The sequence below is a fragment of the Afipia broomeae ATCC 49717 genome (assembly GCF_000314675.2).
Lineage (GTDB): Bacteria > Pseudomonadota > Alphaproteobacteria > Rhizobiales > Xanthobacteraceae > Afipia > Afipia broomeae.
In genome coordinates this window covers 771669-798332 of the sequence record NZ_KB375282.1, presented here as the reverse complement: position 1 = coordinate 798332, position 26664 = coordinate 771669, and the positions used below count along the sequence as shown (strand labels likewise).

Sequence of the window (26664 nt, the reverse complement as noted above, 5' to 3'; positions counted from 1 at the left end):
TCTGATCAAGCCGATACGCCAAGAGACGACCTGCAACAAGCAGAGCCCGTGTTACCTACAGCGGCGTACACGCACGCCATCAACCCACACCGTACGACAAACTACAGCTGGTGGACGGCGAACAACAACGGCTCCCCGAGCTCCAGCGCAACCGGCGCGGTATACACCCTTCGCGCAAACCACCGCACCGGCGTCCGTCGTTCGAATAACCATTGTCCCGGAAAACGCCAGAACGGCAGATGCAATAAGCAGAAATGAGCGCATGGCAAACTCCCAAAGCTGTCTTGTTTGATCCTTGAAACAAGCGATTTTCTCAAGCCGTCAGCGCCGCTGACTTACTTCTTCTCCGCAGCGATTAGGACTTTCTTGCAAGCCGCGGTGAGCTTGTCGCTTGACTTGGACAGACAAGCGATAATTCGCCCCCCTCCCGGCTCGACGCCCTTACAGAATTTTTCATAGTCACCCATGCAGGCGCTACGCTGCTCGGCCGTCAAATCCTGCGAATACGCAGCGCCGGAAACGCACAGAAGAGCGGCAATCAGTATGACATGTCGCATGTGTATGCTCCCTTTTCCGATTCAGTTGATCCTACGCGGCAGGCAAAGTCCCCATTACGCCCGCAGTTGCCTTGGGAAACGACGGGCGGAGGTTCTTGCTTCTTTGTCTGGTAGCCGTTGTACTAAGACGATTTAAAATCTCTGATCGGGCAACTGCTCAAAGCCGGCGCATCCGAAACCGGCCACAGTCGCGGGGGAAAACCATGGAGAATATCAGAGCCAAGTGGCTTACGTTCTACGCTGACCATGTCGAACCAGCCTCGAAGGAAATGTTTGGTCACGTCGAAAAAATGATCGTGGCTACATTGGTGATATCGGCAGGCGCACATGTCTCCAGCACTGACCCCGCCATACTTTTGTTCGGCTACTTACGGCACGGCCTCATTGGCCGCGGCGTGGAATTGTTTGGTATCGTTCTTCTCGTTCTGAACTTTCTCGACGGCTTGTATAAACTTTCAAAGTTGAATTGGCATATCGCTTACCAAATCGCCATGTCGATCTGTTACATCGTCTTGAGCGTCCGATTGGTCCAGTTGATCCTTGCCTTCCGCGGAGAGTAACTGCCGGTTTGGCGATTACTGCGCCGCGAACTGGCTCAGTACATCCTTGCACGCGGGTGACAGCGAACCAGCCCGCACAGCCAGACACTGCACGATACGGCCGCCACCGGGTGCGACGCCTCCGCAAAGCGTGCGAACGTCTCCACCGCAGGCTGATCGCAGGACAAACAGCTCCTCGCGTGGCCGCATCGGCCGCAAAACCAATGCAGGCGCGGGAGCCGCCGCAGAACTTGCTGCCGGTGCTGCGCTCCCCTCGGCTGGAGCGGCAGTGCCGCCGCTGACAGCATTCACCGCCTGTTGGCAGCTCGTCGAAAGTTTCGACTTGTTCTTTTCCAGACAATTCAAAGCCGGTGCGCCTCCAGGCGGGACGCTCGCGCAATTCTTCTGATAGTCGGAGCGGCAGGCGCTGCGTATGGCTGCAGTCTGTGCGTCTGTGGGCTTTTGCGAGGGTGTCGTCGCAGCGGCCTTCGGAGCTGCTGCAGGCGCAGCAGCTTTCGCCGGTGCGGGAGCGGCAGGTGCCGGAGCGGTTTCTGCCTTCGGCGCGGCCGCGGGTTCGATGGCCTTCACCGTTTGCTGACAGGAGCCGGACAGTTTCGACATGTTTTTCTGCAGGCACTGCAACGACGCTGCACCACCCGGCGGTACGCTGGCGCAGTTCGCTTCATAATCCGAACGACACGCCGAGCGGATGGCATTTCGTTGTTCGTCAGTAGGTTGCTGGGATATCGCTGACATTGCTGTCGCCAGAACGATCATTACAGAGAGCGACCATAGCGCTGCCACACGTTTCAACGTGTCGGTCATTTGAAGAAATCCCTATTGGCGTCCGAAGGACAATGCCCGCAACAGAAGTGAATTCCAAAAAACTTGTCAGCAAATTCTTAGTTGGCGATATCATTTTCTCTTTTGGGTTCCACCGCAAGTGGATTGTTGTTATCCATAAGGCTGCGGACGCAATTTCCGAGCGGAATAATTTCCGCAAAAAATTTTGAATAGGGCACCGAAATGAGAGCTTCGTGTCCGGCCAGCATCAAATTTCCCGGCGCCGCCAAGCGCAGCGCATCTGCTATCCCGCGTATTCCTCTCGTCATATTTTCACTGGCCGCGCTAACTGCTTGCGAACAGAATAGTTTCGTCCCGCCGCCGCCGCCGAAAGTCGATGTCGGTGTTCCCGTGCAGCGCACAATCACGCGGTATTTGACAGCCACCGGCAACACCGCTCCATTCAAGTCAGTCGATCTGGTGGCGCGCGTACAGGGTGTCCTTCAGACAATCAGCTACGAAGACGGCGCGTTCGTAAAGCAAGGTACAACACTGTTCACGATCGAGCCTGAAACCTACAAATTGAAACTTGAGCAGGCGCAGGCCGCCGAAGCCGGTGCGCAGGCCTCGTTGAAGCAGACAGAAGCCGATTTCAAACGTCAATCGGACTTGGTCACCAGACAGATCGTCTCGCAAGCAACGCTGGAACAGTCCACATCCGCGCGTGATAACGCGCAGGCCAATCTGCAACAGGCTCAGATCAACACCAAGATTGCGGCCGTCAATTACGGCTACACCAATGTGACGGCGCCGTTTGACGGGATCGTCAGCGCGCACCTTGTTTCGGTTGGAGAACTGGTGGGCGCCGCCTCTCCAACCCAGCTGGCGACAATTGTCGCATTCGATCCAATCTACGTAAACTTCAACGTCAACGAACAGGACGTTCTACGCATACGCGCTGCCGCCGCCAAAAGAGGGATGACACCGAAAGACCTCAAAGACACTCCCGTCGAAGTCGGTCTACAGACCGAGGCTGGTTATCCGCACACGGGTAAACTCGACTACGCCTCGCCAACCATCAACCAGGCAACGGGCACACTTGCGGTACGCGGGATCTTTCAAAACGCTAGCCGTGTGTTGATTCCCGGATACTATGTGCGCGTCCGCGTTCCGCTCGATAAGCAGGATGCCCTGCTCGTTCCTGATGTCGCGCTCGGCAGCGACCAGGCGGGACGATATGTCCTTGTTGTCAACAAGGAAAATGTCGTCGAGCAGCGCAAGGTTCAGACCGGGCCTCTCGAGGGCGAATTGCGCGTGATCGAGAGCGGCCTGAAGGCCGATGATCCTGTCGTTATTGCCGGCCTGCTTCGCGCAATCCCCGGTCAGAAGGTCGATCCTCAGCTACAAAAGATAGATCAGCCTCGCGCTTCGGCGAACTAGGGACCGAGGACGGCCATGATCTCGAAATTTTTTATCGAACGGCCGGTACTCTCAAACGTCATCGCGATCCTGATGATTTTGATCGGCGGTGTTGCGCTGTTTAGCCTGGCCGTTGCGCAATATCCCGATGTGGTTCCTCCTACTGTGCAGGTCACAACGCGCTACCCCGGCGCCAGCGCCAAGACGGTCATTGACACCGTGGCACTGCCAATCGAGCAGCAGGTCAATGGTGTCGAGGGCATGCTTTACATGCAGTCCTATAGCGGCGCCGACGGCAGTTATACGCTCACAGTGACATTCAGGATCGGCACCAATCTCGACTTTGCGCAGGTGCTGGTTCAGAACCGGGTCTCCAGCGCGCTGTCGCAGTTGCCGCAGTCGGTTCAAACCCAGGGTGTCACGGTTCAGAAGAAATCGACGGCAATTCTTCTGTTCGTGACGCTGACGTCGCCGAATGCCACCTACGACAGCCTCTATCTGAGCAACTACGCCACGATCAACATCCGGGATGAACTCTCGCGGCTGCCCGGTGTCGGCAGCGTGAACGTCTTCGGCGCAGGCCAGTATTCAATGCGCGTCTGGCTTGATCCGAACAAGCTTCAGGCTCTCGAATTGATGCCCCAAGACGTCATTCAAGCGATCCAGCAGCAAAGCCAGCAGGTCACGGCCGGTCAGATAGGAATGCCGCCGACACCGCAGGGACAGGCATTCCAGTACACGCTGAATGTTCAGGGCCGGCTGGATGAAACGAGCGAATTTGACGATGTCATTGTCAAGACGGGCAGCAACGGCGATGTCACGCGCGTTCGCGACGTCGGGCGCGTTGAACTCGGCGCCCAGACCTACAGCCAGATATTCTCGCTCGACAAAAAGCCCGCGACCGGGATCGGCGTGTTCCAGTCGCCCGGAGCGAACGCTCTTGAGGTCCAGCAAGCCGTAAAGAAGAAGATGGCCGAGCTGGCACGCGGGTTCCCGCAGGACGTGCAGTTCGACATCCCGTTCGACACAACGAAATTTGTCTCAGCATCCATCCACGAAGTCTACAAGACGCTGATCGAGGCTGGTTTTCTGGTGCTTGTCGTCATTCTTGTGTTCTTGCAAGACTGGCGCGCCATGCTGGTTCCGGCAACGACGGTCCCCGTCACCATTATCGGTGCCTTTGCCGCGATGGCGGCGCTAGGCTTCACCATCAACCTGTCCACTCTGTTTGCCATCGTGCTCGCGATCGGAATCGTGGTCGACGACGCCATCGTCGTCGTCGAAGGTGCCGCCCACAACATCGAACAGGGCATGTCTGGCCATGACGCAGCGATCAAGGCAATGGATCAGTTGTTTGCGCCGATCATCGGGATCACGCTGGTCCTGGTCTCGGTGTTCCTGCCGGCCGCCTTCTTGCCCGGCCTGACAGGCCGCATCTATGCACAATTTGCGCTGGTGATCGCTGCAACTGCTCTGATCAGCGCCATCAATGCTGCGACCCTGAAACCCACGCAGTGCGCGCTGTGGCTCCGGCGTCCGGTTCCGCCCGAGCAACGCAACTGGTTCTATCGCGGCTTCAACTCGATCTATGACCGGATCGAGAAAGGTTACACCTCAATCATCGATCGGATGGTCCAGCACAGCAATGTCTCGGTGGTCGTCGCGCTGATCCTGATTGCGATCGGCGGCTATGGTCTCTCCCGCGTGCCGACCGGATTTATCCCGATCGAGGACCAGGGATACCTGTTGGCTGCCGTGCAGTTGCCGGACGGCGCCGCGCTGGACCGCACCCAGCGCGTCCTCGATCAGGTGACCGAGATCGCCGGCAAAACACCCGGCGTAGCGCAAGTTATCGGAATCTCTGGCATATCGGCACTCGACAACAGCTCAAGTCTCGCCAATGCCGGTGTTGCATATCTCATTTTGAAGGATTGGGACGCGCGGGGCCCCGGAGAAGATCTGCGATCACTCGTTGTCGGGCTGAACCAGAAGCTCGAAGCGATACCGGAGGCGCGGATTTTTGTGCTTCCGCCCCCGCCTATTCAGGGCATCGGTAATGCCGCCGGCTTTGCCATGCAGGTTGAACTGCGTGACGGCAACTCCGATTTCGGCAAACTTCAAGCCGTCACCCAGGCGGTCGTCGCCAACGCCCAGACACAGAGCGCGTTGCAACGCGTCAGTTCGCCGTTCCGCTCCATGGTCCCGCAGTTCGACGTCGAGGTTGACCGGATCAAGACACAAACGCTGCATATCACGACCGATCAGGTGTTTTCCACATTGGCGGCCTATCTCGGGTCGTCCTATGTCAATCAATTCAACAAATTTGGACGCACCTTTCAGGTCTATGCGCAAGCCGACGCCCAGTTTCGCCTGACGACAAAGGACATCGAGAATCTCACGATACGCAACTCGCAAGGCGCGATGATACCGCTCGGCACGATCGCAACGGTCACACCGGCGGTAGGTCCCTCTCTCATTAGCCTCTACAATCTCTACCCGTCCGCCACCATCATTGGACTGCCGTCACAGGGCTACAGTTCCGGCCAGTCCATCACGCTGATGGAACAGATCGCCGACAAGACCTTGCCGCCGGGCACGGGCTATGAGTGGACCGCGATGTCGTATCAGGAGAAAGCCGTCGGCAGCCAAATCTACTACGTGTTTGGCCTCGCCTTGCTGCTGGTCTATCTGGTTCTGGCTGGCCAGTATGAGAGCTGGTTCGCGCCGATTGCGGTCATTCTGGCGGTGCCGTTATCTCTGCTCGGGCCGATGGCAGTCCTGACGGGACTGAGGATCGAGAACAACCTCTATACGCAGATCGGCCTGATCCTGCTGATCGCACTCTCGGCCAAGAACGCCATTCTTATTGTGGAAGTTGCGCTCGAACTTCACGTCCGGGATCGCAAGCCGCTGCTGGAATCTGCTGTGGAAGCAGCACGGGCGCGGTTCCGGCCAATCCTGATGACGTCGTTTGCCTTTATCCTCGGTGTAGCTCCGCTGGTGTTCGCGACCGGCGCCGGCGCGAGCGCCCGCAAGTCAATCGGCATTACCGTGTTCAGCGGAATGCTCGCTTCGACCTGCCTTGCGGTTCTGTTCGTTCCAACATTCTTTGTCGTGATACAGCGGCTAGAGAACCGGCGCGCCGAGCGTAAGGCAAAGAAGGCCGGCGCACAGCCGGCCGCAGCAGGGCCCTAGCCGCCCGAACCGTCGTGCTTTCACGGACCGGCCTAGGTTAAATGAAAATCGTGTTGATGCGTGTGAAGTTCTGCCGACGAACTTAGCCGGGTCGTTATCCCGTGATCGTCATGGCTGGTGAAAAAGTCGAAGCTTGTCATGGCTTGAACAAGAGTAGCCACATTAACCCCGTCACCAGACCAGGATCTATCAGACTGCATAAGGTCGGATGTCGACTGAACGTTGTGGTCGGTATTGCGGCCGAGGTCCGATCTGAAATCGAAGCTGTCGCGCTGATCAGAGCTACTGTTCCAGGAAAATGCGTAGCTTGAAAAACTGTGGCTATGGTGAGACGAACTGCTCTGGCTTGAATAATCGGTTGCCATGCGAGACAGGCTGGTTTGTAGATCCGTAGAGATAGAACGGCCTGAGTCGAAATCTGTCGGAGCGGGGATCTGGGCCGATCCGTGCGCTCGCACATCAATCGCGCCGCTTCCGCGGCTCTCGCTCGACGACGACTCATGCGAAGCATGTTCTACAGACAATGATGAACCCACCTCTCTCGACGAATTTGAGCGATCATCCCTCTCCTGCGAGGGCTCCCTCGAGCACCTTTCGTTGCAACCGGCTGAATCCACCTCTCTTAGCTCTGACTTGTGGTGATCTTGTTCCTGACTATTGGAAACGATGTCGTCGGTTCCTGCCGACAGCTCACGGCTGTCGCTTGCCAGGATGAAATCCTGGTCGTTTCCGGAAACTGCATCAATCGGACTGTCATCAAAATAGTGATGGTGGTGGTGATGATCATGGCTTTCCGCAATAACGAGGTCAAACTGGTCAACCGCAGTGGCGTTGTGCTCATCACTCGCGATGACCTTGATATGGATAACGCATTCCTCGCCCTCGGGCGGCGTTCCCGAGAATGTCATCGACACCGGATCAAACGTGAGCCAGTTCGGAAGCGGATCGCCATTCGCTAACGTCGCGCGGAACGTCAAAGTATCGTTGGCATCGATATCGGCGAATACAGAGGCCGGGATGACATACTCGAATCTGCAACCTTCCTTGGCCCGCTGGTCCGGAATCGGATGCTCGACAGTTGGCTTATCGTTCAATCCGTTGATGGTCAGCGTGAGCGTTTCCGGAACAGCAGACGATCCAGGCTGGCTCTCGAAGCCAATCGTATAGATTGCCGATTCCCCAACACCCAGAAACGCGAATTGGCTCGCATCGTAGGTCACGACGCCAGTTGCGGGATCGACATGCACCAGCTTGGCGAGATCGACGCCCTGAGGTATCGGCACATTGCTTTCCACCCCGGTAACGGTGGCGGTGCCGGGCACGTATCGCCCCGCCGATCGATCGACCACCTGCCCATCGACCGAAACCGTGACCTGATCACTGATGGCAAAGTTTCGTTCGACGGGACCTTGCGATGCCTGGACGTCCACCACGTTTGCGACTGCGATCGCGCGCACAACCGGAGGCGGGGGCGCTTCAGGGAAAATCAAGAGATCCTGCGCCGTCGCGATAACCGGTATGATGGCGACACCGCTTGCAAGAGCGATTAACCCTGGCACACCGGATTCGGCTCCTGGGCCAAAGGAATTGCTGGCAAAACTTGCCAGCGCGTTGACGCTGGAGCCGGTTTTTTCGCCTCCCGGGCCATCCGGATTGTAGTTGGGGTAGTAAATCTGGAAAACCTGCTGAATGAGGCTTTTCTCGCTTTGGATATCGGCAAGCGTTTTGAGTTGATCAACAGCGGAGACGGGTTGTCCCGCGCCGAGCGGCGAGACAATCGTTACGAGGCCGGCGTGAGACACCACCTTGAGAAGTTCTCCGGTTGCCTTGTCGTAAAGATGAAACGATCCGATTTTTCCATCCGGCTCTCTCAATACGGAAAATTTGCTCGGTCCATCGTCCGAAGCGATTTCCACCATAATCGCCGTGCCACGGATGCCCATCGTGGCAACCGGTGTTTCGACGCGCATGTTCCCGAACTTCGCGGTATGCCCGGCGACGAGGGTAATCGTTCCTTGTATCAAGCTCAAAAGCGACGAGTTGGACGATCCGTTTGGGTCATACGTCATCTCATCCAGGACGATGCGCGCATTCGATGCAAGACCAAGCGCCGTACCGTCAACGAAGCTGATTCCGATCGTGGTATCCGGCCCGGTCTGGACGACGTCTCCCTTGAGAAGCTTGTCACCCTGCTTTAACTCGACAGGAACGCCATTACGCGTAACCACCGCGGTGCCGCTCACTTTCGCGACGTTGCCCACAGCAGGTACCGCACTTGCGATCTGGTCAGCTTGAGCATATTGGGCCCTCGCCGTCATCGCTTCAATTACGCGACCCGACAGGCTCGCTCCTTCCGGAGACATCAGCGGCGCGCGATGATCGCCCTTGAAATATTCCTGAACTGTAACGCTTTCGATTTCTTTGGAAATGATCAGATCAATGCCGACCCTGTCATAATTTCCGGAAAATAGCAGTTCGGAATTGACGAAGGCCGCCGGCGAACATGCGGCGGGACATTCGATTGAGTTCGCAGCGAACACAAATCCGTCTGAAATTGCGGTTCCGGCCAACCCTTGCATACTGAGATTGCTACTCATGTGGGTTCTGGTGCCTCGATTTCATGCCATCCTTGGCTATGCCGTTGCTACTTCGCCTTGCTCCATTCTGCCGTTGGTGACGCGCCGTACTTTCGGCTCGCGACCATTCAGTTTAGGAGCGCTATCAGTCCGACCAAGAGCAGTCACGAGCGCCGCATTGACGTCCTCGATCCGGCCAAGTTTGACGAGTATCGCCGCCAGGTTCGCGAAAGCCTCGGGCAGATCCGGCTTCAACCGAATGACCTCCCGATAAGCGTTTACGGCATCTATATGATGTCCCAGCGCATCGCACGATTGAGCAAGACAGAACCACGGTTTGTAAATTTCGGGCCTGATCGCCGTGAGCGTCTTGAAAAGCCGTTTTGCGGCGGCATGATCACCTTTGCTGGCCAGTAACTGACCGAGCCGATGGATCGCGTCCGCATTCTTCGGTTCCACATCCATAACTTGCCGGTAGCCATGTTCGGCTTCCACAAGCCTGCCCTTCTGATGAAGCTCGGTTGACTCTGTCAAAACATCGGGAATGGTTCGCTGATCAATCTTGCCGCCGAGATTTAGTCCGTTCTTGGTGCTGACCATGACGTACCGGATACGGCGCTCCTTCACACCGAATGAGTACTTGTAAGGCTCATTGCCCCGCAGGAAATCATACTCGGTGAATCCGTTGGTGATCGCATGCCGGATGCTGTGGGAATGCAAGATCACACCCGGCGGCGGGCCCTCGAAGGTTTCGTCTCGCCCGGTCATATAGAACAGAAAGGCATGCTTGCGCCTGTCGATCAGCGTCGCGAGCGCAGCAAGCGGCCGATCTTCTTTCCAAAGCGTCGGCAGGAACAGCAGATCGGCCCTGAAGCTGCGCGTCAGCATGGCCCGGTTCGAACGTATAAGCGTGTGAACGAGATCACCCTTGCGCGGGGTCCACTTGATCTCCCAGAATCGCAGCAACGTATTGAGGTCACGCTCAATCGTCTCTGGCGTTGCCACGGTGATGCGATACTCGCCGGTTTCGTCGACGAGCCTCAACAGACGCCTGATCTTCTGTCTGGTGTTGGAACTCAACATATTCAGATAAGCGTTCCAGTCCGGCGGAAGTGCCGCGAACGGGCAGAGATTATTGTCGATGTTGTCGACTTTACCGATACGATTGATTTCACTGGTCTGGAAACCGGCTTTCGGAAAATGCGCCAGAAGAAGCCGAATGCGCGGCTCTGACATACGAATGTTTTCGAGATTGAGACGCGCCCAGTTCATCCGCTTCAGGTGCCGGGCAAATGCAGGAATGACCTGATGCTCCGCTCCGGGGGCGCAAAGAACGCCGGTATAGTCGGCCGAGAAGTTACCGGCCATGTTCAGTTCATTGTGAAAACGCGCATTCTCCAATTTGGTTTGAATCCGCATCGGCAGGAAGGCTACGTACGGGGCGTCTGCCTTCTCGCTCGCTTTCGCGCCAAGGACAAACCAGGGGCTTGAGATCTGCCCTAGCCAGCCTGAAAGCCATTTCCAGGACATAAACAACTGGGCATCCGGATCCGCGTCATAGACTGCGTTCCAGTTCTCTTCCAGCCGGGCAAAATCCGGCAATGTGTCTATGACATCAATGCGCACAGGATGACCTCGCTTGTTATGCTCAATACCTCAAATCAACGCCTCAACCTTCCTAAGCAAACCTCATTTAAGACCGTAGACGCGCTTTCTCATCGCTCGCGGAACGCGCGTGTCATGCTGTCGTGGATCGGCTTCACGATGTACTGGAAGAACGTTCGTTCAGTCGTCTTGACGTAGACTTCCGCCGGCATACCTGGCGTCGGGCTGAAACCCGGGATTGCGGCTGCTTCCTCATTATTCAGCTTGACGCGGATGATATAGATGTCGGTCGGCCCAACTTGTTGGGATTTTTTCTCGTCGGCCAGCGTATCGGCTGAAAGATAGATGACTTCTCCCGAAATCATCGGCGTAATGCGCTGATTGAGAGCGCTGAGCCGAACCGTTGCGTGCTGCCCATGCCTGACGCTGTCGATATCCTGCGGGCGCACGCGGGCTTCGATGATAAGTTCATCCTTGAGCGGCAATATTTCCATGATGTTCTTGCCGGCTTCGATCACGCCTCCTTGCGTGTGATACCGCAACTTGACGACTACCCCTCTGACGGGCGCCGCAATGTGAATGCGGTCTAGCACACCCTTTGCACTCAGCATTCGCTCGCGTACATCGACCAGTTCGCCCCGCACCTCATGCATTTGCTCTACTGCGGTCTTGATCGCGGTCTTCTTGACGCCGTTGATCTGTTCAAGAGCCTTCGCGATGCGCTCTTTGGCGTCGCCGATATCGCCCATGATCCGGCCGACCTCTCCATCAAGGTTCGCTTGCGACCTTTGCAGCAGCAGAACCTCCGGCTTCCTTACCAAGCCGGTCTTCAGGAGATACTCCTTGGCTTCGATCTCCTCCTCGATGAACTTGATCTGGCGGCGGACACCGTCAAGCTGAATCCTGGAACCCTGAATTCTTTCGTTCAGCGCGTTGATGCCTTCATTAATGCCCGCGATATCGCTGTTCATGTTATTCCTGCGGGCTGTGAAGGTCAGTTTTTGACTACCCAGAATTTCCTTCACTTCGGGCTCATCCATCGCCTGAATCAGTTCATCGGGAAACGTGATTTCATCGGCTTCGCTCATTTCGGCCTGCAACCGGGCATCCATAGCCGTCAGTCGCATGCGGCGGAGAAACAGGCGACGCAGCTCGGCGCGCGGAGCGGTTTCATCCAGATCAACCAGCAACTGTCCCTGCTCGACGATATCGCCCTCGCGCACGTAGATTTCACGTATGACGCCGCCTTCGAGGTGTTGAATGATCTTGTTTTGGCCTGTTGCGACAAACACACCTGACGCGACAATGGCGCCGGCGATCGGAGCCATATTGCCCCATACGCCGAAACCCATGACCATAACCGCCATAATGAGCACGCCGCCAATCGTCGGGAGACGCGTCGACCGCGGAAGCGAATCGTACCAAGTGCCTTCAGCTACCGGCCCCTGCGCAATGAGTTTTTTGTCTGACACAACGGCACCTCGATAATCCTGTTAGATTCAGATTTCCCTCATCAAGAATTCAGCATCGGTGGCCCATCGCCGCCGCTCGGTTTGCGTCCGGAAATGAGCGGGATGATCTCGTCGCGCGTACCGAACGCCTGTACCGCACCATTGTTGAGGATCATGATCTTGTCGACGCTCCTAAGAAGCGCGGCACGCTGCGTGATCGTCACGACCGTTATCTGCTTCTCTTTTGCACGAATGAGCGCCTTGGCCAGCGCCCGCTCGCCATTCGCATCTAGATTTGAATTTGGTTCATCGAGAACCATCAGGCGCGGATTGCCATAGAATGCGCGCGCGAGCCCAATTCGCTGCCTTTGACCGCCGGACAACGGGCTTCCGTCCATGCCGACAATGGTTTCATAGCCCTGTGCGAAACTCGATATCATCTCGTGAACGTCGGCTGTTTCTGCCGCGTCGAAGATATCTTCATCGATCGCATCCTGCCGCATGCGTGCGATATTCGCCTTGATGGAGGCGGGGAAGAGCTGGACGTCCTGGGGCAGGTACCCGACGCTTTCGCCGAACTGACGCGTGTCCCAGTTCCGAAGGTCCATCATGTCCAGGCGCACATTGCCAGCCGTCGGGATAATTGAACCCACGAGCATGCGCGCAAGCATGGTTTTTCCGGTTCCCGAGTCACCCACGATCGCCAGCGACTCTCCGGGTTGCAATTGGAAGCTGATCCCGTTCAGGATGACTTTCTTGGTGGGCGGCGGAACGTACAGAATGCGCTCGACGCTGAGATGACCCTGCGGGCGCGGAAGCCGTAAACGGTCCATGTTCAGCGGTGAATTTTGCAGAAGGGCTTTGACACGCCCGTAGGCGGAACGCGCCTGCACAAAGCCACGCCACCCCTCGATGGTCCCTTCCATTGGAGCAAGCGCGCGGCTCGCCACGATCGAGGCCGCGATGATCATGCCGCTGGTCAGTTGGCTCTCCAATGCCAGCCACGCGCCCCAGCCCAGAATCGCGATTTGTGTGCAGAGGCGCAGGAATTTCGAGATTCCCGTCATCATGATGTTGAGATCTTGCCCGGCGACCTGCGCCTTCAAAGACTCGACCGTTTCGTTGCCCCAGACCTGAACGCCCTCCGGGATCATCCCCATGGCATTGATGACCTGGGCGTTGCGCGCCATCGCTTCTGCCTGAAGGTTGGCGCGGGTTCCAAAAGCATTCGCCCGTGTAAACGGAATGGCGGTGATCTTTTGATTCAGTATGGCGACAGCCATAAGACCCAAGCCGGACGACAGAACGATTAGCCCGAGTTGGGGATGGATCAGAAAAACAACGGCGAAGTACACAGGAGCTACCGGCGCGTCGAACATCGTCAGAAGCACCGGGCCGGTGATGAATGCGCGCAGATGCTGAAGGTCCGCAAGTGTCTGAAACTCACGACTGGACCCACCCTGTGCTGCCTTCGCAGCTGCGCTTAAAACAGGACCGCCCAGCCGCGCTTCGGTTTCGACTGCAACGCGCATCAGGATAATACGGCGCATCATATCCATCAGCACGTGGGCACCAATCGCCACCACCACGATCATCGACAGCATGACAAGCGTGTCGGTGCTTCTGCTCGTCATGACGCGATCCGACATGTTGAAAAGGTAGACGGGGATCGCGAGGACGAGAAGGTTGACGGCGATGGAGAATATCCCGACGGTCACAAGGTTGCGCCGCGCGTTGGCGAGGCCCTTGCCGAGAGCATCTCGGAATTCATTATCGCTGGAACGCTTATGCAAGGGTGTCGAACCGCCGCCGCCTCCACCGCCTCCCCCGCCGTTCGACGCTCCGTTACCTCCACCCCCGCCTCCATTCACTACGGATGGGACTGGTGCACCAGGGCTGACGGGTGAGCCGCTTGCCGGCGGACGCGCATCACTTCGCGGTTCTGGTGGTGTCTTCGCCACCTCGGGTGGCGCGGGATCGTCGGATCGCTTGGCTGCGCTGTCTGCCGCGGACAGGGCTTTCTGGATTGAAACGGCGACTCCGGACTGATCTTTCGCCAGTTCGGAAGCTTCCTTATGCGCCACATCGTTTGTGCCACCTGGCGTATCGTGACGGGCGGGAAAAGGGACAACCTCCGCAGTGCGCAGTTTCGCGCTCTCTTCGTCGGTCAAATGCACAGACGTGCTGGCCTTAATGTGAGGTTCGTTGTCGCCCCGTGTCATGTACCCCAGCCTCCACAACGCCGATCTGGTTCAACTCGATGACTTCGTTTTCACAGCACCTTTACCGTTCAGTGCGTGACACTTGCTATTGGATCCTCGTGCACCGGCGTACTTAGCACCGGCTGCGCCAGTGGCGCTTCCTCCTGACTATCGTTGACGAAAGCGATCAGTTCCGGAACCAGGGCCTGTGCATCGTGATTCAGCACATGACCCTTATCTTCCGGCAGGAGATTTGCCTGCACAAGAATCGTATCGCCGTACACCTGACCGTTCACGAAAGTGTTGGTCGCGCCAACATCGACGATTGCCGCGTCATTGCTCAAGCTGTCTTTCCCGCTTGTCACAGACTGAATTTCGTTTCCATCCGGGTGGAGGGTCTGGGCAGCAGCCGACGGTGCGCCTATGAGCTGCGCGATGACATTGACGTCAGACGTGACGTTGGTCTGCCAGATAGCATTCAGATCGTAATAGTCACCTTTGACGTACAGCACGTTGAATACGCCACCGGACCCGTCAACGAATTTACCGTAGGAAGGATCGAGGGTTGTCGCACCGTCTCCGACCGCAGAAACAAGGCTCTTGAGATTGTCATTCATCGGATCGAAATTGTTATCGCCATAGTTTTCGATCGTTGCCGTATTGCTCAACTCGTTCTTGCCCGACACGACGGACTGTGACGGATCTGTACCGTCTGCAAGCATCTTGATGTAATCATTGTTCAACAGGATGTTGTTCTGGAAGATCACATTCATCCCGTGATACGCACCGGTCACAATGATCAGATCATAGTGAATCGATCCATCAAAAATCTGAGCCAGGTTACCAAGCTCATTACCGCCCGCCTGAATGACGTAGTGCGAGTCTGAACTACTCTGAGCGATGATATCGTTGTCAGACAGATAGTTCATCTGAACAAGGGTGTGCACGTCGTAGTAGTTGCCGTCTACGACATCCACATTCCAGTGCGGCCCAGCGAAGGTGGCTTTCAAATCAGCATAAATGCCGGGATGCTGGACGAAATCGGCGATATTGGTTGCCTGATCGCCACCTGTCGCAATTGGAAGCCCTTGCCCTCCCATAACATCGACGTGGTCGTGATCCATTGTGGAATTGGTCTGGAAGATCGCATTGGTCTTGAAGTAATCGCCCATCACGATCATCGAGCGTCCGGACTCGCTCAGATCGACGATCAACGAGGCGTTCCAGCTATTGTTGCCTCCGGCCAACGCCCACTGTCCGAGATCGTGTCCTAGATCCGGAGCGGGGTCAGGTGGTGGTAGCGGCACTTGGTCCGGCGGTGTCATAGCCGGGTCCTGCAACACACCGTTCAGATAATAGCCAGGCTCGACGGAATGGGTATCAGGTGCTCCAGCGCGCAAGACAAGGTTGTCGTCGTGCGAGTTGGCGAGATCCGTGAGGCCGGTTCCATTTTGGGGAATCCACCACTCTTTCGGAATCTGATCGTTGGCCTCGTCCGCCATTCGTTGAAGGATCGCTTCGGTATGAGCTGTAAGCTGTTCGGCCTGAATAGATACAAGCGCGGCGGCCGCATCTCCACATCCAGCAGGCAACACAAGAAGGCTGTCATCATCTGATAGAGCATTGACTTGATGAACATGCAGCAACGTCTGCTCTCCGCCCGGCTGATACTGGACGGTGATATGAAAATCGTATCCCACGCCTCCGGCTCCGCCGGCCGCAGTAGGCCATGACAATCTTGGAAGGCCTCCGATCCCGTCATCATCCAGGTCGGGGCGGAGTGGCGGCGGGCTCAATGATTTTGTTGGATGAACCCGGGACGCTTGATAGTCTTCAAATGGAAGAGCCTCCGGCCCCCCCAAGCCCCGGCCGTCAAGACCAGCGAAATCCGGATTTGCATTGTAATCTGGCAGCTTCGCAACGTAATCGTCTTGAATTTGCCGAAACGACGACTGATCGTAGTCGATACGATCTCGCGCGATGTCGTTTATGATTTTGAGATAGCCTGCGAAATGCCAAACTACTTCGGTAATGCCGCCGGGCACCATGAGAGCCTCCTATTTCAGGCTCAAGGAATCGACGATCCTGCGGAGCTAGCCGCGACATCAAATCGTTTTTGGTCGTGTGAGCATGATGGTTCAGGGAAAACCCGCGCGGCGGATGCCGCGCGGGTCTAATTGTGTCAATTAGCTGTGCAGATCGTGACTGTCTTGAATATCGTGACCTGCCGCCTGGATGGTCATGCTGTTGAACTGGATGTTCGCACCCTGTGTGATGGTCTGGTTGAATGCGTCTTGTGTCAGGGCCGCGTCGGCGTGCGAAACTGCACCGCTTGCGTTGGCACCGATGACATCTCCCATCTTGGAGTCCAGCTTGGCGTCGCCGCCCTCGGCCTTCCCGTCCATATGGAAGTCACCTTCGCCGCCCTTGAACGAAACCTTCGGATCGCTCAGGTGGTCGTTGTCAACCAGATTGTTGATCTGATTGAGATCGAAGGCGTTGCTGTACCCGCCGTTGAGGGTCTGGTTCACCACTTCCGGTATGATCACCGAGTTGTGGATGTCGTTGATCCCGTGGAGATCAATAACCGGGCTGCTCAGACCGTCAGCCTTGAGGTCAAGGTCAACCTTCACATCAACAGCGACATTGACCTTGTTGTCGACCGTATTCTCGACCTTGTTGTCAACATTGTTGTCGACGCTGTTGTCGGCCTTGTTGCTTACCTTGTTGTCGAGATTGTTGTCGACCTTGTTGTCGTTGGTGTTGCTGTTCTTGTTGTCGTTCTTGTTATCGTTGCTGTTGTCGTTGCCGTTCTTATTGTCACTCTTGGAATCGAGCGACTGAACAGCGAGCTGGGCTTGACCTTGGGCCTGACCTTGACCTTGTCCCTGAAGCTGTCCCTGCAAGTTGGCCTGCTTCTGATCCTGGTCTTGCTTCTGGTCTTGATTCGGATCGTTCTTCTTCGGCTTCGGATAACCCATGACGAACTCCTATGGGGTAGGAGCATCTCATCGCCTCGAAGATCGCTGATCTTCTACGTCTGCGATCGTCAACGCGCTACGATGCGGTTGAGGTCGGTCTCCCGACTGCGATCCCCTCGCAATTATTTGCGAGACTCCGCATCGTCAGCGTTGCTTATGTAGAAGGCGGGGAATAGCCGCACATTCGAGCATTACGAATCGTCTTAAGCATTAGACGAACGTCACCGATCGATGTGATTCCAGCGGCTCCTAAGCCATTCGAGAGTCCCCAAACTAATCCTTTCGACTAGTCAGGATCACCCAAACGGATAGTCTTGCACGTCAGGATTGTGGCAATCGCGGTGCGCATGGCAACAGCTGGCAGAAGAAGCCTACGCGCAGGAACGCGAGAACGCAGCGGCGATGTAATCAGCTCGGCGGCTTGTCCACCGAAAAACCCGTCGCTTCACCTGTAATCGCGTAACTGCGCCAAGCCATATCAAGGCGATGGTTTGGCCGAACCCAAATGACTTTCCAGGCGCGGCAGTAAATCCCAGATATCGCGGTTGATGCGCGTCATGTCCTTTGTCGCCTTCACCATGCTTTTGAGCCGCGCTTCATCCATCGGTTTCATTTCACCGAACCGAAGACTATCCTTTGTTTGCACGATGCGCATCGATTGCGTGTGGGTGATCTGGCCGCTCGCGTCGACAATATACATGCAGTGGTTGAATTCGTTACGGACAACGGTCGACTCATTAAACCGCTCAATGATCTTGGAAAGCGCCTTCTCGAGATTTGGGTCCCGGATGGTGATCTTCGCCAGACGCTGAATCAGATCCAGCCGCGCGCGCGTGGTGTTAAGCGTGGCAAAGGTCAGCGCCGCAGATGCCTGATCCGTTCGCAGAAGGAGCATGAGAACGTAAATGAACAAACTCTCGTTATTGGTCCAGCTTGAAACCAGATTACCGATCAGCGCCAGAATGAGCGTGCGGCGATCGGCCGACGCGGGCGCCGATGCTGCAAGCGCCTCGAAATCGGGCTTTGTCGGAAGCCGGCTGGACACCATGGACAGGTCCGCTCCTGACGGGTCTGGAGCACCACACGATTATTGATGTATGATCCAGCAGGTCCTTGAACAAAACAAGGGCGGCATTGGCATTCTGACACTTTTTGGAGACATTGCGGAGTGCAGCGACATGTGGCGCTGGGCCCTAGACCTATCCAAAGTTCGCAGAGCTCACAGGGCTGCAACCGCTGTGATCTCGCCCATGGTCGAGAAAAGCCGCCACCGCCTCGGGGGCATATCTGACCTCACATGGTCGGACCCATACATGGTCGGCTTCATGGTCATGTTGATCACCATCGCGGCCAGGATCGAAGCCGGCAAGATCGAGGGCGAGGCTTTGTGTCGCGTACAGGCCAGATCTTGGGAAGACATCACCACGATACGATCCGGCCTAATCGGCGAAGAGGTGCTTTTGTTGAGCACCTCATGCAATCGAGATTTTGAAACCGGCTGCCGGAATGCATTCACCTTCGGCTCGATGCTTGTCGGGAATTCAATCCTCTTTGCCGGCGCTGGGACAGGATGGCAGGACCGGCCCCGCGACCTGCAAGAAGCGGATTCGACAATCACAGAGCGGGATGACGTATCAGCTGCATGGGAGCGTTTTTTCGATGCGCACGTTTCAGCGTACGTCCGTGATAATATGGCAGAGCCAGGCGCAGCACCCCTCTAAAGTTCCCCCAGTGGAACCGGTTGGAGGACACGTTTGACGTGCAGCCAACTTTCAAAACGCAAGTTTGTGCAGCGCGATGAGCCCTCACATAAAAACGTTGCAGGATTGCAAAAAAGGGGGACTATACTGAGGATTAAGGGCAAATTGATTAGACCCGCTAAACATTGCGTTTTGAAATGGAAAGGCCCGTGCGACCACCGAAGTAATGAGTAGGGGCGTATTATGAGTATCACCGGTTATTCAAATTCAGCTTCATTCCGCGAACGACAACAAGCTTTGGACGATTTGTCTGAACAAATTTCTCGTAGCGAATTTCAGAATACTCCCGCTGAACAAAATGCCAGTCGGCGTCACAATACACATTCCAACGGTCACTCTCTGCAATTCACACTCAAGCAATCCATTTTGAGAAAATCGCTTCCGAGCAGAGCTCGTCTCTTCATGCGAGATGGCGCTGACCACCCTTCTTCACCGGCCGTGCACACCCGTTTAGACTCCGCCTGCAAGCACGAGACGAATTCACAGGATGCACGCCCGCTTCCTCCGCGCCATCGCGCAGATCCCAAAGCCCAAACCAAGCCCAATGAAATTAGGCATCTCAACGGCGCCAACGAAAAGGATCACAATCACAAACCTCCTCCTGTAAAAAAGCCAGGGATCGTCGTGATCCATCAGCGCGCATTTTTTCGTGACTGTTTTGTTCGCTGTCTTGAAGTTTCCTACCGAAGCCATGGCATTTTCGCATTCACCAATATCTTTGAGTGGAGAAACTCCACCGAACAGAACGCTCTTACTCCAGCCGTGATCGTATTCTTTGTCGATGGCAGCGGATCGTCCAGCGTCGCCGACCTTCAATTTCTTGAATCCAGCGCCGCCGATATTCCTGTCGTCATCATGTCCGACATCGACGACACGAACTATGTGATGCACGCGCTGAGAAATGGAGCACGCGGCTACATCCCAACTAGCTTACCATTCAATGTTGCCGTTGAAGCTGTGCGCCTGGTGGAAGCCGGCGGAACATTTGTGCCTGTCAGCAGCCTTGAGCTCGATCGCAACAAGCAGCCGGCGGTGTCCAAAACAAGCGAGCTTTTGACAGAACGGCAGATGATGGTCGTCGAAGCGCTCTGTCAGGGGATGGCCAATAAGCAGATCGCCTATGAGCTTGGTATGAGCGAGCATACAGTTAAAGTCCATCTTCGCCACATCATGAGAAAGCTCAAGGTCAGAAACCGGACTGAGGTTGCCGTCCTGACCAAGGATTTCTTTGAAAAGACAAACGATCACAAGTGGCTGGATTCTGGGACCGGCAGCCATAAGGATGTTCAGTCTTCGTGATTGCGCGTGAGCCAGCACGAAATCGAACTGTCGAGGCATCCAGCGAATAAGGTCGCAATTTAGGTCATTTGGATGGAATGGCGATCTGCGCTGAATCACCACCCAATCTCAAAAAAATTTGTCGCCCGCCCTGCTTCAACACGTGACGGACTGACTTGTCCGCTCGGAAGGTCCTGCCGGAACCGATCAAGGCCTTGGACCCTCTGGTGAGTCTTTGGCCAGACGGAGCTCAACTACCCGATCTCGCGAAACGGTCTGCCTTGTCGAGCGCGGCCACGAGGCTTTGCTCAGTCACCGCCCCTACAAACTGCCTCAGATACGGCGCTTCGGCGATCGAGCGCTGGGCGATCGTCTGGATGCCATCCTGCCTGTCGCCGGAAAACCCGAGGTCCTTCAGGCTTGTCGGCAGGCCAACCGTCTTGAAGAACGTCATCATGTCGGCGAGAAATTCTTGTGATCTCTGCTCCAGACAGAGCTGTGTCAGAAGACCGAATGCCACCTGTTCACCATGCAGCGCGCCGTTGAGCGATGGAATGGCCGAGAAGCCACGCGTCAGCGAGTGCGCAATCGACAGCCCGCCGCTTTCAAAACCTAATCCGCTGAGCAGAATTGTCGCTTCCACGATATTCTCAAACGCAGCGTCAGGCTCCTTCCGGTCGACTGCCACGAGCGATGCAACCGCATCCCTCCGGATCACCTGATAGCACTGGTTCGCAATTGAAACCGCGAGCTCGGCCGGTCGAGCCTTGTAGAAATTCATGCCACCGGAATTAAAACACTGCTCAGCTTCGAACTTCTTCGAGAGTGCATCGCCAATGCCCGCAACAAAAAATCTGCGCGGTGCGCGTGCAATGATCGATGTATCGACAACGACCGCGTCCGGATTGGTCGGCATTAGCCTGACTTCTTTCAGGACATGATCGTCGGTGTAGACGATCGCAAGGCGGCTGGTGGGCGCATCGTTCGAGGCGACCGTCGGCACCACGATAATGCCCCCGCCTCGCTGAATCCGGACACCCTTTGCGGTATCGATCGCCTTGCCGCCACCAATCGCGACAACCACGTCTGTACTTGCAGCGCCAGCCTTGCCCGCCATTGCGTCGATCTGGGTAGCTGAGCATTCGCCCGAAAATTCAGCGAACTCTATGCTGTCGGTGCACGGTTGAAGCAGTGTTTCGAGTTGCTCGCGAAGGACTCCCATCACCGCGACATCCGCCACGACCAGGGGGCGGCGGCCATACAGCGGAACCAGTGCCGAAAGCTCATTCAGAGCGCCGGGGCCCTGTACATACCGATGCGGGCCGCCGAAAGCTCGAATGGTCATTGGTCACCCCAGAAGAAGTCACGCTTGCCGCCATCCATGCAGATCAGCGCGCCATTGATAAAGGCGGCCTGAGTGGAGCACAGAAATGCGATCAGCGAACCCACTTCGTCGGGCTGGCAGAACCGGCCGATAGGGTTTTGCCCAGCGATGATGGCGCGCTTCTCGGCGGAAAAGCCGGCGATCAGCGCGGTCTCGACATAACCCGGCGCGATGGCATTCACGGTGATGCCGGCGCTGCCGACTTCCTTGGCCAGCGTCCGCGTGAAACCAATGACCCCTGCCTTCGCCGCGGAGTAGTTCGTCACGCCGGGACGTCCACCCCCGGTGACATTCATCGATGAGGTATTCACGATCCGCCCGAAATTTCGCTCGCGCATGAACGGCACTGCATACTTGCTGCACAGGAATGTGCTTCGCAGGTGAGTCCGGACAATGATGTCCCAATCGTCAAGGGACATGTTCTCGGCAAGGCTTCCGAGATGGCGGCCGCCGGCACCCGCGTTGTTGACCAGTATGTCGAGTTGCCCGAGACCGCGGTACGCCTCACGCACGACCGCTTCTGCGCCAACCTCCTCGGACACGTCACCGATACAGGCCGCGGCTTTCGCTCCGTTCGCACGCAGCTCCGCGACGGTCGCATCAGCGGCATCGCGGTCGATGTCGTTGATTGCGATCGAGCAACCCTCCGCCGCCAGCGCAAGTGCCTCAGCCTTGCCGATGCCGCGTGCCGCGCCGGTGACCAGCGCTGCTTTGCCTTTCAATCCGAGATCCATAATTAGCCTTTTACTGCACCGGCACCGAGGCCTTGAATGAAGTACTGCGTCAGGAGCGCGAACGCTGCGAACAGCGGCAGCGCGATCAGCGTCGAGCCCGCCATGATCTCGCCCCACCGCAAATCGAATGAACCGACCATCGAGGCAAGCCCCACCGGAAGGGTCTTGTTGGCATCGCTGCCGATCATGATCAGCGCGAAGGTGTAGTCGGTCCAGGACAGCAGAAACGAGAAGATTGCAACGGTAATAAGCCCTGGCAGCGAGAGCGGAAGAACGACGCGTAAAAATGCCCCGAGTCGGGTGCAGCCATCGACCATCGCGGCCTCTTCCAACTCAAACGGCATGCCTTTGAAGAAACCCCACAGAAACCAGACCCCGAGCGGGAGCGTCAGTGTCAGGTGCGACGCGATCAGCCCAATCAGCGTGTCGCTCAAGCCGAGCCGCGCAAAGATCGTGAACATAGGAATCGCGATCAGCAGCGGCGGGAACATGTAGGCGTAGAGCATCGCGCCGACGATGAGCTTCTTGCCGCGGATGCGCTGTCGCGTCACGGCGTAAGCAATCATCACCGAAAAGACCATGGTCACGACGACCGTGACCACCGCCACGACGACGCTGTTCATGAAGTGGGTCGGATAGTCGGTCAGTTCGAGCAGGTTACGGTAGTATTCTAGCGTGAATGGCCCCGGCATAAGGGAGACCGTGCTGAGCAGGCTCGTCGGCTCGCGGAGGCTGGAAATGAACATCCAGTAGATCGGAAACGCCGAATAGATCGCGATCACGATTGCGGAGGCATAGAGGCTGAGCCGGGCGGGGAGCGATTTAACGGCGGCCATTAATCGTCCTCCAGCGGGAAGATACGGAAGTAGAAGAACACGGCCACCGACAGGATCGCGAACGAGATCGTCGCAATCGCAGCACCGCCGCCGATGTCGAACAGGCTGAACGCGTGACGATAGGACAGGATGGCCAGATGTTCGGTGGAGCCGACCGGGCCGCCGCGGGTCAGAAGCCAGATTACGTCGAATTTGTTGAACATCCAGATTGCGCGCAGCAATACCACCACGGTGAGGATCGGCTTCAGCATCGGCAAGGTAATGTGGAAGAAGCGCTGAACCGCCGTAGTGCCGTCGACTCGTGCTGCCTCGTAAAGGGATGTCGGCACCGTTTGCAAAGCCGCCAGAAAGCATGTCGTGACAAATGGTGTCCACATCCAGACGCTGACGAGAACGACAGATGTCATTGCCGCGCCTGAGCTCTCAAACCAATTCACCGGCGGCAGGCCCATCGCGGCGATAGTCTTGGTGATAATGCCGATACTGCCGTCCACCATCCATTTGAACGTCAGGATCACGACTACGGTCGGCAAAAGATACGGTAGGATGGACAATCCGCGCACGAAGTTTCGGCCTGGAAACGTCTCGTTCAGGATCAGCGCGAATCCGATGCCAAGCACGACTTGAAGCACGATCGACCCGAGAGAATAAAGCACACCGTTCCAGAGTGCGCGCCAGAACTCGGGTAACTTCAGAATTGCGATGTAATTATCGAAGCCAGCCCACTTGGCTTCGCCAACGAACGAATCAAGCTTGTAAAAGCTCAGGCTGATCGCATACGCCACCGGCGCAACGATCAAAACGAGCGTCACGAGAAGTCCGATCACCAGGAAGGTGTATATCGTCGCCTTCGAACTCAACTTCGTCTTTCCGGGGAAGAGCCCGGCCGGGAGCATCCGGCCGAGCAGTTGGCACACGCGTTTCTTATGATGCCGTGAGCTTGCGCATCTTGTCTCCAGCCGCCTTGACGCATTCGGTCGCCGGCATGTTCTTCAAGACGCGATTTTGCAACATCTCAGGGATCACAAAGCCTTCGAACACCTTACCCGGACGCAGGTCCGGCGCCGGGCCTTCCGTGTCGACGGACGTCAGGATCATCGACTTGTCGACGATGAAATTTTTCATCGTCTCCACCGCGTCCTTGTGCTTCTCGATCAGCGGGTGGGCGCGCCAGCGCGCGTCCTCGTAGACGTCGAGGCGTGGCGGCTGGAAGTGCAGCGGCGCGGTGTGCAGGAAGTTGATGTACTGGTTCTCGGTGAACCATTTCATGAACTTCATCGATTCACTGGAGTTTGGCGTCTTCAGCACAACCCAGCCGTCATAGCCGTGGTTTACGGCCTTCGCCTTCCCTGCGCTGTCCATGTACGGCGTAATACCGTACTTGGTCGCGAGAGCCGGCGACGTGCGCTCCAACGCTTCAATGATACGGCCCGCATACGCAGTGTGTCCGACCTTGTCCGAGGAGAAATTGGAGAGAACCTCGCCGAAGCTCGCCTGGCTGGTGCCCGACGGCATGGTCTTATAAAGGTCGGCGAAGAAATCGAGATAGGCCGCGACCTTCGGAGCGTTCACCGCGTTGTCGATGGAGACATTCCATTTGTCGTCGAAAAGCTTGACGCCCTCGGCCCACATGAAGCCCGGCGACAGCCAGTTGGTCGCGCCGTTGCTGCCGATCGGGAACAGCGAGCCCGAGCGGCCATCCTCGTTCAGCGCCTGTGAATTCTTCAGCATCTCGGCCCAAGTCTTCGGGACGCTCAAGCCCTTCTTCTCGTAGAGATCTTTGCGATAGTAGATCCAGGCCAGATTGTAGTCGTAGGGATACCAGTAGACCTCATTCTTGATGGGGAAGAGAATTTTCGGTCCCCACTTGTGCTTGCTGGTCAGTTCGGTCAGCGGCATCAAATGCCCTTCGGCCTGCAGCAGCAGAACGTGACCGACGAATGCGAATGTCGCGATATCATAGGGCTGACCGCCGCGCAGAGACGTCGTCACCTTGGTGAAGGCATCGTCGAGCGGCACCGAGTCAACAATAACTTGCGTACCTGTCATCCGCTCATACTCGGCACACGCAACTTTCAGCGCGCGAATGCTGTCGATGGAAGTTTCGGTGTTCAGGAAGCGGATGGTTTTCTTGCCCTGGCCCCATACCGCCGGTGCGCCGAGCGTGCCTGCCGCAAGACCCGCCCCAACCGCACCCGCGCCCTTGATGAGCGTACGGCGATCGATATTCGATATCCCGTCTTTAGCCATTTCCCTTGTCTCCCCTAGAAATTTCACTGTTTTGAACGTTCGTTTTGGTTTCTTGGTCGTCTTAAAGTCGCTGCCCCGTTGACTTCGAGAACAGGTGGAGCCGTCCGGCCTGCAGCCGGACGGGAATTCGTTGGCCGAACTTCCAGTTATCGACACGGTCGGTAAGAATACGCAGACGAGCCCCGCTCACTTCTCCGATCGTCAGTGTCTGAGCTCCTAGTTGCTCGATGACGCCGACCTCAAATGCCAGCGCGTCGGGTCCCTCGCCAAGCGCGATATGTTCGGGCCGGATACCGAGCACGACATCCTCGTTGGCCGCTCGGTATTGCTCGGGCAGAGAAACCCGCAGCGCACCACTCTCGAACACGCCATTGAACGCTCGTCCTTCGACAAGATTCATTTCCGGCGAACCGATAAATCCCGCCACAAACAGATTCACGGGGCGATCGTAAACTTCGAGCGGAGCCCCAACCTGCTGCACGTGACCGTCGCGCATGATGACGATGCGATTGGCAAGCGTCATCGCCTCGACCTGATCGTGGGTCACATACACCATGCTGGTGCCGACTTCCTGGTGCAGGCGGGCGATCTCCTCTCGCATCCGGACACGCAGCTTGGCGTCCAGGTTCGACAGCGGCTCGTCCAGCAAAAACACCTCAGGTTCACGCACGAGCGCACGGCCGAGTGCGACGCGCTGCATCTGGCCGCCCGAAAGCTGTTTCGGCTTACGCTTCAGGAATTCATCAAGACCCAGCATCTTTGCTGCGCGCTGGACCCGCATGTCAATCTGCGCGGGATCCATCTTTCGCATCCGCAAACCGAAGGCGAGATTCTCGTAAATCGTCTTGTGCGGATAGAGTGCGTAGTTCTGGAACACCATGGCGATGTTGCGATCTTTCGGCTCCAGCGCGGTAACATCGCGGTCACCGATAAAGAGTTTGCCCGAGGTAATTTCCTCAAGGCCCGCCATCATGCGCAGCGTTGTCGACTTTCCGCAGCCTGATGGCCCCAGGAACACCACGAATTCACCGTCGCGAATCGTCAGATCAACGCCGTGAACGGCGACAACCGGACCGTAAGCCTTGCGAACCTTTTCGAGCCTAATCTCTGACATG

The 26664-nt window shown here is 56.7% G+C and carries 22 protein-coding genes; 5 read left to right on the top strand and 17 right to left on the bottom strand.

What is annotated here, in order from left to right; translation table 11 throughout:
* Positions 1 to 51: 51 nt before the first annotated feature.
* Together HMPREF9695_RS26860 and HMPREF9695_RS03755 are read right to left on the bottom strand one after the other, a co-directional pair.
* The gene (locus tag HMPREF9695_RS26860) at positions 52 to 264 is read right to left on the bottom strand and encodes a hypothetical protein (protein WP_083875159.1); all 213 of its coding nucleotides are present in this window, start codon (positions 262 to 264) and stop codon (positions 52 to 54) included.
* Between the two features lie 71 nt (positions 265 to 335).
* The gene (locus tag HMPREF9695_RS03755) at positions 336 to 557 is read right to left on the bottom strand and encodes a cysteine rich repeat-containing protein (protein WP_006019462.1); all 222 of its coding nucleotides are present in this window, start codon (positions 555 to 557) and stop codon (positions 336 to 338) included.
* Between the two features lie 203 nt (positions 558 to 760).
* On the opposite strand from HMPREF9695_RS03755, the gene HMPREF9695_RS03750 reads away from it, so the two are divergent.
* Positions 761 to 1117, top strand: coding sequence for a hypothetical protein (locus tag HMPREF9695_RS03750; protein WP_006019461.1), 357 nt, complete (start codon positions 761 to 763; stop codon positions 1115 to 1117).
* Between the two features lie 15 nt (positions 1118 to 1132).
* On the opposite strand, the gene HMPREF9695_RS25570 is transcribed toward HMPREF9695_RS03750, so the two are convergent.
* Both HMPREF9695_RS25570 and HMPREF9695_RS26855 read right to left on the bottom strand, forming a co-directional pair.
* A complete protein-coding gene (locus tag HMPREF9695_RS25570; RefSeq protein WP_006019460.1) occupies positions 1133 to 1921 on the bottom strand; it encodes a cysteine rich repeat-containing protein in 789 nt (262 codons plus the stop codon).
* A gap of 77 nt (positions 1922 to 1998) precedes the next feature.
* Positions 1999 to 2325 (bottom strand): hypothetical protein, encoded by a 327-nt coding sequence (locus HMPREF9695_RS26855; protein ID WP_245258773.1) that lies wholly within the window; start codon positions 2323 to 2325, stop codon positions 1999 to 2001.
* On the opposite strand from HMPREF9695_RS26855, the gene HMPREF9695_RS03740 reads away from it, so the two are divergent.
* A complete protein-coding gene (locus HMPREF9695_RS03740; RefSeq protein WP_245258756.1) occupies positions 2207 to 3319 on the top strand; it encodes an efflux RND transporter periplasmic adaptor subunit in 1113 nt (370 codons plus the stop codon). The two genes, HMPREF9695_RS26855 and HMPREF9695_RS03740, sit on opposite strands and share 119 nt — an antisense overlap.
* Positions 3320 to 3334: 15 nt before the next feature.
* Positions 3335 to 6493 carry an efflux RND transporter permease subunit gene (locus HMPREF9695_RS03735; protein ID WP_006019458.1) on the top strand — a complete coding sequence of 1053 codons (3159 nt, stop codon included), beginning with the start codon at positions 3335 to 3337 and terminating at the stop codon, positions 6491 to 6493.
* A 32-nt stretch (positions 6494 to 6525) separates the two neighbouring features.
* On the opposite strand, the gene HMPREF9695_RS03730 is transcribed toward HMPREF9695_RS03735, so the two are convergent.
* The 7 genes from HMPREF9695_RS03730 to HMPREF9695_RS03700 all read right to left on the bottom strand — a co-directional run bounded on the left by HMPREF9695_RS03730 (position 6526) and on the right by HMPREF9695_RS03700 (position 18355).
* Entirely contained in the window at positions 6526 to 9090 is a 2565-nt protein-coding gene (locus tag HMPREF9695_RS03730) for a putative Ig domain-containing protein (protein ID WP_245258710.1), read from the bottom strand.
* A 36-nt stretch (positions 9091 to 9126) separates the two neighbouring features.
* Complete coding sequence (locus tag HMPREF9695_RS03725) at positions 9127 to 10695, bottom strand: GNAT family N-acetyltransferase (protein WP_006019456.1); 1569 nt, start codon at positions 10693 to 10695, stop codon at positions 9127 to 9129.
* A gap of 89 nt (positions 10696 to 10784) precedes the next feature.
* Complete coding sequence (locus HMPREF9695_RS03720) at positions 10785 to 12146, bottom strand: HlyD family type I secretion periplasmic adaptor subunit (RefSeq protein WP_006019455.1); 1362 nt, start codon at positions 12144 to 12146, stop codon at positions 10785 to 10787.
* 41 nt (positions 12147 to 12187) lie between these two features.
* A complete protein-coding gene (locus HMPREF9695_RS03715; RefSeq protein WP_006019454.1) occupies positions 12188 to 14347 on the bottom strand; it encodes a type I secretion system permease/ATPase in 2160 nt (719 codons plus the stop codon).
* Positions 14348 to 14415: 68 nt separating this feature from the next.
* Positions 14416 to 16374 carry a hypothetical protein gene (locus tag HMPREF9695_RS03710; RefSeq protein ID WP_006019453.1) on the bottom strand — a complete coding sequence of 653 codons (1959 nt, stop codon included), beginning with the start codon at positions 16372 to 16374 and terminating at the stop codon, positions 14416 to 14418.
* A 138-nt stretch (positions 16375 to 16512) separates the two neighbouring features.
* Positions 16513 to 17307, bottom strand: coding sequence for a hypothetical protein (locus HMPREF9695_RS03705; protein WP_006019452.1), 795 nt, complete (start codon positions 17305 to 17307; stop codon positions 16513 to 16515).
* A gap of 478 nt (positions 17308 to 17785) precedes the next feature.
* Complete coding sequence (locus HMPREF9695_RS03700) at positions 17786 to 18355, bottom strand: hypothetical protein (protein WP_006019451.1); 570 nt, start codon at positions 18353 to 18355, stop codon at positions 17786 to 17788.
* A gap of 49 nt (positions 18356 to 18404) precedes the next feature.
* Here HMPREF9695_RS03700 and HMPREF9695_RS03695 point away from each other — a divergent pair, with 49 nt between their 5' ends.
* Positions 18405 to 19028, top strand: coding sequence for a hypothetical protein (locus HMPREF9695_RS03695; RefSeq protein WP_006019450.1), 624 nt, complete (start codon positions 18405 to 18407; stop codon positions 19026 to 19028).
* Positions 19029 to 19250: 222 nt separating this feature from the next.
* Positions 19251 to 20366 carry a response regulator transcription factor gene (locus HMPREF9695_RS03690; protein ID WP_245258708.1) on the top strand — a complete coding sequence of 372 codons (1116 nt, stop codon included), beginning with the start codon at positions 19251 to 19253 and terminating at the stop codon, positions 20364 to 20366.
* A 229-nt stretch (positions 20367 to 20595) separates the two neighbouring features.
* Here HMPREF9695_RS03690 and HMPREF9695_RS03685 read toward each other — a convergent pair whose 3' ends face one another.
* The 6 genes from HMPREF9695_RS03685 to HMPREF9695_RS03660 form a co-directional block, all read right to left on the bottom strand.
* Positions 20596 to 21690 (bottom strand): glycerol dehydrogenase, encoded by a 1095-nt coding sequence (locus HMPREF9695_RS03685; protein ID WP_006019448.1) that lies wholly within the window; start codon positions 21688 to 21690, stop codon positions 20596 to 20598.
* On the bottom strand, positions 21687 to 22451 hold the full coding sequence (locus HMPREF9695_RS03680) for an SDR family NAD(P)-dependent oxidoreductase (RefSeq protein ID WP_245258707.1): 765 nt from the start codon (positions 22449 to 22451) through the stop codon (positions 21687 to 21689). The genes HMPREF9695_RS03685 and HMPREF9695_RS03680 overlap by 4 nt, the downstream gene beginning before the upstream one ends.
* A 14-nt stretch (positions 22452 to 22465) precedes the next feature.
* Positions 22466 to 23299 carry a carbohydrate ABC transporter permease gene (locus HMPREF9695_RS03675; protein ID WP_006019446.1) on the bottom strand — a complete coding sequence of 278 codons (834 nt, stop codon included), beginning with the start codon at positions 23297 to 23299 and terminating at the stop codon, positions 22466 to 22468.
* Positions 23299 to 24159 (bottom strand): carbohydrate ABC transporter permease, encoded by an 861-nt coding sequence (locus HMPREF9695_RS03670; RefSeq protein ID WP_051054990.1) that lies wholly within the window; start codon positions 24157 to 24159, stop codon positions 23299 to 23301. The genes HMPREF9695_RS03675 and HMPREF9695_RS03670 overlap by 1 nt, the downstream gene beginning before the upstream one ends.
* Positions 24160 to 24223: 64 nt before the next feature.
* Positions 24224 to 25549, bottom strand: coding sequence for an ABC transporter substrate-binding protein (locus tag HMPREF9695_RS03665; RefSeq protein WP_006019444.1), 1326 nt, complete (start codon positions 25547 to 25549; stop codon positions 24224 to 24226).
* A gap of 61 nt (positions 25550 to 25610) precedes the next feature.
* The gene (locus tag HMPREF9695_RS03660) at positions 25611 to 26663 is read right to left on the bottom strand and encodes an ABC transporter ATP-binding protein (RefSeq protein ID WP_006019443.1); all 1053 of its coding nucleotides are present in this window, start codon (positions 26661 to 26663) and stop codon (positions 25611 to 25613) included.
* Between the last annotated feature and the right edge of the window lies 1 nt (position 26664).

Bases quoted from the DNA above. Each gene is read 5' to 3' on its own strand.
- HMPREF9695_RS26860 (WP_083875159.1), bottom strand. From the start codon at position 264: ATGCGCTCATTTCTGCTTATTGCATCTGCCGTTCTGGCGTTTTCCGGG.
- HMPREF9695_RS03755 (WP_006019462.1), bottom strand. From the start codon at position 557: ATGCGACATGTCATACTGATTGCCGCTCTTCTGTGCGTTTCCGGCGCT.
- HMPREF9695_RS03750 (WP_006019461.1), top strand. From the start codon at position 761: ATGGAGAATATCAGAGCCAAGTGGCTTACGTTCTACGCTGACCATGTC.
- HMPREF9695_RS25570 (WP_006019460.1), bottom strand. From the start codon at position 1,921: ATGACCGACACGTTGAAACGTGTGGCAGCGCTATGGTCGCTCTCTGTA.
- HMPREF9695_RS03735 (WP_006019458.1), top strand. From the start codon at position 3,335: ATGATCTCGAAATTTTTTATCGAACGGCCGGTACTCTCAAACGTCATC.
- HMPREF9695_RS03730 (WP_245258710.1), bottom strand. From the start codon at position 9,090: ATGAGTAGCAATCTCAGTATGCAAGGGTTGGCCGGAACCGCAATTTCA.
- HMPREF9695_RS03715 (WP_006019454.1), bottom strand. From the start codon at position 14,347: ATGACACGGGGCGACAACGAACCTCACATTAAGGCCAGCACGTCTGTG.
- HMPREF9695_RS03710 (WP_006019453.1), bottom strand. From the start codon at position 16,374: ATGGTGCCCGGCGGCATTACCGAAGTAGTTTGGCATTTCGCAGGCTAT.
- HMPREF9695_RS03705 (WP_006019452.1), bottom strand. From the start codon at position 17,307: ATGGGTTATCCGAAGCCGAAGAAGAACGATCCGAATCAAGACCAGAAG.
- HMPREF9695_RS03700 (WP_006019451.1), bottom strand. From the start codon at position 18,355: ATGGTGTCCAGCCGGCTTCCGACAAAGCCCGATTTCGAGGCGCTTGCA.
- HMPREF9695_RS03695 (WP_006019450.1), top strand. From the start codon at position 18,405: ATGATCCAGCAGGTCCTTGAACAAAACAAGGGCGGCATTGGCATTCTG.
- HMPREF9695_RS03690 (WP_245258708.1), top strand. From the start codon at position 19,251: ATGAGTATCACCGGTTATTCAAATTCAGCTTCATTCCGCGAACGACAA.
- HMPREF9695_RS03685 (WP_006019448.1), bottom strand. From the start codon at position 21,690: ATGACCATTCGAGCTTTCGGCGGCCCGCATCGGTATGTACAGGGCCCC.
- HMPREF9695_RS03675 (WP_006019446.1), bottom strand. From the start codon at position 23,299: ATGGCCGCCGTTAAATCGCTCCCCGCCCGGCTCAGCCTCTATGCCTCC.
- HMPREF9695_RS03665 (WP_006019444.1), bottom strand. From the start codon at position 25,549: ATGGCTAAAGACGGGATATCGAATATCGATCGCCGTACGCTCATCAAG.
- HMPREF9695_RS03660 (WP_006019443.1), bottom strand. From the start codon at position 26,663: ATGTCAGAGATTAGGCTCGAAAAGGTTCGCAAGGCTTACGGTCCGGTT.